The 7,502-nt window shown below is 35.4% G+C and carries 5 protein-coding genes; all 5 read left to right on the forward strand.

The features are described from left to right. Positions 1-58 precede the first annotated feature (58 nt). The 5 genes from JL102_RS13175 to JL102_RS13195 all read left to right on the forward strand — a co-directional run bounded on the left by JL102_RS13175 (position 59) and on the right by JL102_RS13195 (position 7,367). Positions 59-709 (forward strand): MBL fold metallo-hydrolase, encoded by a 651-nt coding sequence (locus JL102_RS13175; protein ID WP_202244883.1) that lies wholly within the window; start codon positions 59-61, stop codon positions 707-709. 4 nt (positions 710-713) lie between these two features. Beyond that, a complete protein-coding gene (gene pssA, locus JL102_RS13180; RefSeq protein WP_202244884.1) occupies positions 714-1,400 on the forward strand; it encodes a CDP-diacylglycerol--serine O-phosphatidyltransferase in 687 nt (228 codons plus the stop codon). Between the two features lie 67 nt (positions 1,401-1,467). Continuing rightward, complete coding sequence (gene porU / locus JL102_RS13185) at positions 1,468-4,896, forward strand: type IX secretion system sortase PorU (protein ID WP_202244885.1); 3,429 nt, start codon at positions 1,468-1,470, stop codon at positions 4,894-4,896. Positions 4,897-4,922: 26 nt separating this feature from the next. Continuing rightward, entirely contained in the window at positions 4,923-6,104 is a 1,182-nt protein-coding gene (porV, locus tag JL102_RS13190; protein WP_202244886.1) for a type IX secretion system outer membrane channel protein PorV, read from the forward strand. A 3-nt stretch (positions 6,105-6,107) separates the two neighbouring features. Further along, positions 6,108-7,367: a M16 family metallopeptidase gene (locus JL102_RS13195; RefSeq protein WP_202244887.1), complete on the forward strand. Its 1,260-nt coding sequence runs from the start codon at positions 6,108-6,110 to the stop codon at positions 7,365-7,367. Positions 7,368-7,502 lie beyond the last annotated feature (135 nt).

The following is a 7,502-nucleotide window of genomic DNA, read 5'->3' on the forward strand; positions in this document are numbered from 1 at the left end:
AATGACTTATTTTTGAAAAGTCTAAAACAAATTTTGATACGGCAAACTTAATTATAATATGATACAGATTCAGTCTTTTGTGTTTAATCCATTTATGGAAAATACCTATGTTGTTTATGATGACGAAACTTTAGATGGAGTTATTATTGACCCGGGGTGCTATGAAGACTATGAAACAAAAGAGCTGATTGATTTTATAGACAATAATAACATTAAGGTAAATAAGCTTTTAAACACGCATTGCCATATAGATCATGTTTTGGGAAATCAGCTTATAAAAGATAAATTCAAAGTAAAATTATACATACACAAGGCGGATGTTCCTACGTTAAAATCCGTTGAAGTATATGCTCCGTCATATGGTTTCACTAAGTTTAACCCTAGCGAGGCCGATGAATACTTAGAAGAAGGAGACACTATTGAAATTGGGAGTCATAAATTTGAGGTACTTTTTGTGCCAGGACATGCGCCAGGACATATCGCCTTTGTTAACCATGAGCATAAGCTATGTATTAGTGGCGATGTATTGTTTCAGGGTAGTATAGGAAGAACTGACCTACCAGGTGGTGATTTTGAAACTTTAATATCTAGTATTCACAATAAATTATTTCAGTGGGACTCTGATTATACCGTGTACTCCGGGCATGGAGGTTCCACTTCTACTGAAATAGAGAAAAAAACTAATCCTTTCTGTGCTTTAAAAAACTAATAGATTGAATATAAAAAAACACATACCTAATACGCTTACAGCCAGTAATCTGGCCTGTGGTTGCGTAGGAGTTACGCTTGCGGCTAATGGTGAACTAATCTTTGCTACTTATATGATCTGGGCTGCTCTAATATTTGACTTTCTAGACGGCTTTGTAGCACGCCTACTTAAAGTAAGTTCTCCTATTGGAAAAGAGCTTGACTCACTAGCTGATATGGTAACTTTCGGTGTACTGCCCGGCTTAATCATGTTTGAACTGTTATCAGCATACACTGTACACTTTATTATGCCCTACGTTGGGTTCATGATCGCCGTCTTTTCTGCGCTGAGATTAGCTAAATTCAACATAGATGACAGGCAGCAGTCTGTATTTATAGGCTTACCTACACCTGCAAATGCTTTATTTATTTCTAGCATTGCATTTATTACTAGTTCTGAATACCGGGACTTAATCAACTTCGATATTCTTATATCTATAACTGTAATCTTTTCTTTATTACTGGTAGCTCCAGTAGAGCTATTCTCTCTTAAATTAAAATCCATGAACTGGAAAGAGAATATATTTCAAATTTTGCTATTAGTTATAAGCGTGATTCTTATTCTAGTATTTAAGATTTTTGCTATTCCTATTATAATAGTAGCATATATCGCTTTGTCATTAATTAAAAATGTCACTAAGACTATACTTTAAACATTATAGAATTACAGGAAACGTTAAACTTTGCTATCTTGTTTGTTAAGACAAATGTTGTTTCATAATGTCTAAAGCCATTAAAGTACTTTCTTTTACGCTTCTTGCTCTTGCCGTTTCCACTAATTATCACTTATACGGACAGAAAATAAATTCTGTTTTAAGAAGTGGAGATTGGTATAAGCTTGAGATAGACCATAATGGTGTTTATAAAATAGATTATAATTTTCTTAAGTCTATAGGCATTTCCATTGATAGAATTGATCCTAAGAAGATAGCTATCTATGGCAATGGCGGAGGAACATTGCCCCAAAAAAATAGTGCTCCCAGACCTGCGGATCTTATAAATAATCACATATATGTGAAAGGAGAGGATGATGGTAAATTTAACTCAGATGATTACATTCTTTTCTATGCTCAAGGGCCGGACAAGTATAATTACTCTACTGATGGTGAAATTACTTATGAACGAAATATTTACAGCAATCACAATTATTATTACCTGTCTATTGGTGCTGAAAATGGCAAAAGAGTAAAATCCTCTGATGACCTGGGACAGAATCATAATCGTATTACTACTTTCACTGATTTCGCCTACTACAAAAAAGAAGAGGAAAACTTGTTGCTTTCTGGTAGAGATTGGTACTCTAGAATATCCAACGAACAGATTATTTTAGAAATACCAAACATTACTGCGAATACCAACATACAAGTTACTTCTACGGTAATGGCTCAATCTTTCTCTCAGAGCAGTTTTACTTTAAGTCTAAATGGCAGCCAGATAGGGACACAAATTGTAAATAGTGTGCCTAATTTCATGACACCAAGCCAGAATAATCCGCATAGATATAGTGTAAAAGGGTTAGAAAATACATCTACTTTTTCCTCCAAAACTGCATCTACAGTTAATTCGCTAAACTTAGGTATTTCTTATACTGGAAATAATAGTGGAAGATCGCTAGGCTTTCTTAAAGAAATAATAGTTGAGTTTACCAGAAGCATGTCACTTGATGATAATCAACTTGCTTTTAGATCTTTTGCTAATACATCAACTACCCTTTCTACTTATTTTATTAATAACTGCAAAAACAGTTGCCTGGTATTTGATGTCACCATCCCTACCGGCCCTACTTTACAACGCACTGTATATGAAAATGGAACCATATCATTTGGTAGTAACTCTACGAACAATAAAGAATTTGTAGTTTTTGACCCTAACCAATTACCTTCTCCTAAATTTCTATCAAGAATTGAAAATCAGAACATTCATAATATAAACGTTCCTGAATTATTAATTATTACTCATAAAAATTTTCAAAGCCAAGCACTACAATTGGCTAACCACCATGAGCGCGCAGACGGTATTTCCACTACTGTAGTTACTACGGAACAGGTTTACAATGAATTTAGCAGTGGCAAACAAGATATCACGGCCATGAGGGATTTTATAAAATACCTCTATGACCAAAGCCATTCACTTAAATATGTATTGCTCTTTGGTAAAGCCACTTTTGACTATAAAGACATCAAGGCTAACAACACTAATTTTGTCCCCACATATGAATCCAGAAATTCTTTGCATCCTCTTCAGACATATTGTTCTGATGATTATTTCGGCTTCATGGAAGATGAAGAAGGTGAATGGGCAGAAATAGCAGGAGGAAATCACTCATTGGAAATAGGAGTAGGTAGAATTCCTGCAGCTACGACACAAGAAGCGCAGAATGTGGTAGATAAAATTATCAATTACTCATCTCCTCAAACTTACGGAGCATGGAGAAACACTGTTGCTTTTGTGGCTGACGATGGTGATAACAACTTACACATTGATCAAAGTAACCAGCTTAGTGAGCTCATGGACACCACTTATTCAGCATTCAATTACAATAAATTATTTCTTGATGCTTATAAGCAAGATGCTTCCGCCCCAAGTATAAAGTCTCCAGAGATGGTAGAGGCTATAAACGCAAGTATTAAAAAAGGCACCCTTATTATGAATTATACAGGACACGGAGGGAAAAACGTCTGGGCTCAAGAGACTATTCTAAATATACCCCAGATAGAAAATTGGGATAATAAAAATAGATTACCACTATTTGTTACGGCCACCTGTGAGTTTGGTAGACATGATGACATAAGTGCCATCAGATCAGGAGGAGAAGTGATTATAAACAGTGCTGAAAAAGGGGGAATCGCCATCATAAGCACTTGCAGACCTGTTTATGCCTCGTCCAATTTTCAACTAAATCAAGCTTTTTATAATACCGTATTCTCCAAGCCACATGGTCAATATTTAAGATTAGGAGATATTATTCGCATTACAAAAAATAACAGTGCTAATAACGCTGTAGATCAAAACCAAGTAGGCAACAGGAATTTCATCTTACTTGGAGATCCGGCACTAAGACTCAACTATCCGGAAAAAAATATTATTATTGAATCCATTTCAGGAACACAGTCTACTGATACCCTGAGTGCATTAGATCAAATATCTCTTACAGGCAAAGTTCTTCAATCTGCTGGCAATACGGATTCCCAATTTAGTGGAGACTTAGAAATTACCGTTTTTGATAAAGAAGCTACCCTTACCACATTAGGCGATGAAGATAATGGCTTAACATACAGTTACAAATCTAGAGAAAACACGCTTTTTAGAGGTGATGTAAGTATTAATTCAGGCGTATTCGATGCTGAATTTATCGTTCCTAAAAACATTTCTTATCAACTAGAAAAAGGGAAAATTAGTATGTACGCTGTAAATGCACAAAAAAACAGTGACGCCAATGGAGCAGATATTAATGTCATTGTAGGAGGTTCTACAGACTCCTATCCACATGACAATACGGGACCAGAGATAGACATCTTCTTTGGAGATTCGACTTACTCAAGCAAAATACCTGTAAACACCAACACCCTATTAGTCGCGAATCTAAAGGATGAACATGGCATTAACATTTCTAATTATAATGTAAATAACAGTCTTACAGTTCAGCTAGACGATCAGAAATCAGTAGTAGTTAATGATTACTATAAGGCTAAGAAAAACACTTATAAAGAAGGGTGGCTCAGATACCCTTTAAACAACCTTAGTGAGGGGCTTCACACTCTAACCATCAAAGCTTGGGACACACATAACAATAGTAGTGAAAAAACTGTAGAGTTCCTTGTAGGTGCTGAGGGTTCATTAGCGATAAGCCAATTAAAAAACTCTCCTAATCCGTTTGTATCTAAAACCGTAATTAGTTTTAAACACAACCGAGCTGGTGACAACTTGCAGGTTGAATTAGAAATTATAAATATATCAGGAGAGAAATTACTTAAAAGGAGCTTTGAATTTGAAAATGCACCTGGTGAAATCAATTTGTTCGAATGGGACGGAAAAAATTCAATAGGCAAAAAAACAGAAGCTGGGTTATACATTTATAAGGTATCCGTTCGTTCAAACGTAGACGGCGCTAAAAACCATACATTCCAAAAACTTATTCTTATTAATTAATTATATTTGTTTAATATCACTATTTTATGAAATATATATCAACCATAATCCTAGGAGCTATCGTTATTTTCTTCAATAGCTTTACAACTACATTATATGCTCAGATAACTGATCCAAGTGATCTAACTGGAGCAGACGACGACCGCAGGGTCATTAACACAGCCGTTCCTTTTTTAACCATTACACCAGATGCTCGTGCTGGTGGTATGGGAGATGTTGGCGCAGCAACTTCAGCTGATGCGAACTCAGTATATTGGAACCCCGCAAAACTTGTATATATAGAAAATGATATTGGGTTTTCCTTATCTTATACCCCTTGGTTAGGTAAAATAATCAATGACATGTCAATATCGTATCTTTCTGGTTACTATAAACTATCGGAAGAACAAGCGATATCATTATCAATGAAATACTTTAATCTCGGTGAAATATACTTCACAAGTGAAACTGGAGCAGATGAAGGCAATTTTAACCCAAGAGAATTTGCTATTGACGCAGCCTATTCAAGAAAACTTACACAGAACCTTAGCATAGGTGTGGCAGGAAGATACATCCATTCTAACCTTACAGGAAGTTATACTTCTGGCAGTGCGAGTGCTCAACCTGGTAACAGTGTGGCTGCTGACTTGGCAATGTATTATAACAAAGATTTACTACTTAGTGGAAGTAATTCTAACATTGCCCTAGCTGCTGTAATATCTAACATAGGTTCTAAGCTTACCTACTCGGATGAAGATAATAAAGACTTTATCCCCACTAACCTTAGATTGGGAACAGCATTTACTACCAACTTCAATCCTTATAATTCACTTACTTTTGGATTAGATTTCAATAAACTTCTAGTTCCAAGCCCACAAGCGGATAGTAGTGCGTCAGATAAAACGCTTCTCAGTGGAATTTTTGGTTCATTTTCAGATGCACAAGGAGGCTTTAGTGAAGAATTAAAAGAAGTGACTATTTCTGCAGGATTAGAATATTGGTATAACAAAACTTTTGCAGCCAGAGCAGGATATTTCTATGAGTCTAAAGATAAAGGTAATAGAAAATATTTAACATTAGGTCTAGGCTTCAGATATCAAGTATTCGGTATAGACTTTGCTTATTTGGTTCCGTCCCAACAAGAACATCCTCTAGCTGAAACATTAAGATTTACACTTCTCTTTAATTTTGATCAAGCTTCGAAAGACCAAAAGTCAGTTGTTAACTAATTTATGCTGAACAGAACTCTACCTCCAATAACTCATAATATATCTACCTTCGACCTCAAGCAGGTTAGCAAAACCACATCAGGCGATGTAGATATTTACTATTTAAATGCAGGAACTCAACCCGTAATTAAACTAGAGTTTTTGTTTCCCATTGGAGGAAACTATTATGAACCGAGGCCTGGTGTCTCCATGCTATGTTTGCAGTTATTGAAAGAAGGCTCTACAAATTATACTAGTAAACAAATCGCTGATAGCCTAGCTCAGTTTGGTGCATTTTTGGATATTAACCCTTCATTCGACGCACCATCCATCAGTCTCCTTTGCTTAAATAAACATCTTAATAGCCTTTTGCCAATAATTAGTGATATTCTATTATCTCCTTCATTTCCTGATGAAGAATTGGAAACATTAAAGCGCATACAAATCCAAAATCTCAAGAATCAGAATCGGAAAAATAATGTTATCGCTAGCAAGAACTTCAGGAATGCCTTATTCGGAGATGAGTATCCATATGGAAAAATAATCAGTGAAACAGACATAACAAACATCACAACTGATGACATCAAAGCCTTTTTTACATCAAACCTAAGTCAATTTGAAATTTTTGTATCTGGCGCTCTAGATCAACACTTAAATAGCATTATTCGCAATTTCCAAAACACTAAGCCCAAAGCAAAGTATTCCAATTCCAGTAACATTCAATATCATTTTCAACCTCAAATAATAAATCAAAACAAAGACAATTCCTCGCAGACCTCTGTTAGGGTAGGTAAACCGATAATATCAAAATCACATAATGATTATGTAAAACTCCTAATAACTAATCATATCCTAGGCGGCTACTTTGGGTCTAGGCTCATGAAAAATATACGGGAAGATAAAGGCTATACATATGGTATATACAGTAGTATCGTAAACTTACAATATGACTCCTATTTGGTGATCGGATCAGATATCATAAAAGAAAGCCTCGATGATACATTGGCTCAGATTCGAAGAGAGATTTCGATACTACAGAACGAACCAATTTCTAGCAGTGAGTTAGATGCCGTAAGGAATCATTTAATAGGCTCTTTCCAATCAAGCATTAACACACCTTTTGCCATAATGAGTAAATTCAAAAATATCCATATGCACGGACTAGATTACTCTTTTTATAATAATTACATCACCAGCATACAATCCATCGATCCCTATACAATCCTAAATACCGCTAATGAGTATTTCTCCTTAAAGGATATGACAATCGTAACAGTGGGATAAGTTATTGATTAAAGGCGAGTTATTATAAGCATGCTAAAAGGCATGCTTTTTTATTGCTACAATATATTGGACATAAAAAAACCCTTTACTATAAAAGTAAAGGGTTTTGATAAAATCTGGCAACGACCTACTCTC

It is taken from the genome of Fulvivirga sediminis, assembly GCF_016757215.1.
GTDB lineage: Bacteria > Bacteroidota > Bacteroidia > Cytophagales > Cyclobacteriaceae > Fulvivirga > Fulvivirga sediminis.